2 protein-coding genes are annotated in these 1862 nt (G+C 34.0%); both read left to right on the plus strand.

Going from position 1 to position 1862, the window contains the following annotated elements; translation table 11 throughout:
* The first annotated feature begins 250 nt into the window (after positions 1-250).
* Positions 251-727 carry a type II toxin-antitoxin system antitoxin PezA gene (gene pezA / locus Q0594_RS00085; protein WP_022524938.1) on the plus strand — a complete coding sequence of 159 codons (477 nt, stop codon included), beginning with the start codon at positions 251-253 and terminating at the stop codon, positions 725-727.
* On the plus strand, positions 727-1497 hold the full coding sequence (gene pezT, locus Q0594_RS00090; protein ID WP_022524937.1) for a type II toxin-antitoxin system toxin PezT: 771 nt from the start codon (positions 727-729) through the stop codon (positions 1495-1497). Before pezA ends, pezT begins: the two co-directional genes overlap by 1 nt.
* Positions 1498-1862: the final 365 nt, after the last annotated feature.

A 1862-nucleotide genomic window follows, 5' to 3' on the forward strand; every position in this document is an offset into this window, starting at 1 on the left:
ATCTAGATTATTCTGATCCTGAACTGATGCATGTTGGTGTAACTTCGGTTGCTAACAACCTGCTTACAAAAATTAAACAAGAGTATTTTATTGTATAGTATTTTGAAAAGCCACCGAAAAAGGAATTACTCTTTAAGGTGGCTTTTTTAGAAGTAAAGTTTAGGCTAGAAAAACAACAAACAACGCACCAATTTTGGTGCGTTCTGCTTTTTTATGCTATAATGGATTTAGAAAAATAAAGGAGTTTGCCATGATTGGAAAGAACATAAAATCCTTACGTAAAACACATGACTTAACACAAGACGACTTTGCCCGAATTGTAGGAATTTCTCGAAATAGCTTGAGCCGGTATGAAAATGGAACGAGTTCAGTCTCTACGGAACTAATAGACATCATTTGTCAGAAGTTTAATGTATCTTATGTCGATATTGTAGGAGAAGATAAAATGCTCAATCCTGTTGAAGATTATGAATTGACTTTAAAAATTGAAATTGTGAAAGAAAGAGGAGCTAATCTATTATCACGACTCTATCGTTATCAAGATAGTCAGGGAATTAGCATTGATGATGAATCTAATCCTTGGATTTTAATGAGTGATGATCTATCTGACTTGATTCATACGAATATCTATTTAGTAGATAATTTTGATGAAATAGAGAGGTATAGCGGCTATTTGGATGGAATTGAACGTATGTTAGAGATATCTGAAAAACGGATGGTAGCCTAATGGAAATCCAAGATTATACTGATAGTGAATTCAAACATGCTCTAGCACGGAATCTTCGTTCTCTGACAAGAGGAAAAAAGTCCAGTAAGCAACCTATAGCGATTTTGCTTGGAGGGCAAAGTGGTGCTGGTAAGACTACAATTCATCGTATTAAACAGAAAGAATTTCAAGGAAATATTGTTATCATAGATGGCGATAGTTTTCGCTCTCAACATCCACACTATTTAGAACTGCAGCAAGAATATGGCAAAGATAGTGTAGAATACACCAAAGATTTTGCAGGCAAAATGGTAGAGTCTTTAGTAACAGAATTGAGTTATTTGGGATACAATCTTTTGATAGAGGGAACTTTACGAACGATTGATGTTCCAAAGAAAACAGCACAACTATTAAAAAATAAGGGGTATGAGGTACAATTAGCCTTGATTGCGACAAAGCCAAAGCTGTCCTATCTGAGTACTCTTATCCGTTATGAAGAACTGTACGCTATTAATCCAAATCAAGCACGCGCAACTCCAAAAGAACATCATGATTTCATTGTAAATCATCTAGTTGATAATACACGGCAATTGGAAGAACTAGCTATCTTTGAAAGAATTCAAATTTATCAACGAGATAGAAGTTGTGTATATGATTCAGGAGAAGATAAAACTTCAGCAGCAACCGTCCTTCATGATTTACTATTTGGAGAATGGAATCAAGTTGAGAAAGAGATGCTTAAATCTGGAGAAGAAAGATTGAAAGATTTAACGAATCGAAATGATTGTTAGATCTCAAATTATAAAATAAACTATACTTATAATTTTTGTTAGTTGTTTGAGCTGGGCGAAAAGTTTTTAAAATCAAAAAAAACGCATAGTATCAGGTGTTGAAAAAGCTTGATATTATGCGTTTTCTTGTGGGAAGATTTACTCCATTTTCTTCAGGAATTAAGATTTTGCCCAGCCTCAAAAGTTCTAATCAATTTTAATAACTCAGAAAAAGAAGACTGACAAAATTTAACTTAACAGACGAAACTATAAAAGTTGGCGACTTGAAATTGGATAAATCACAATTTGACATTCCAAAGAAAGTGACCATCCTTTCTTCGCGAGTTGCACCAGTCTATAAAAATGTCAATGGCGAAAGCATTGCG

It is taken from the genome of uncultured Granulicatella sp. (genome assembly GCF_938030755.1).
Lineage (GTDB): Bacteria > Bacillota > Bacilli > Lactobacillales > Aerococcaceae > Granulicatella.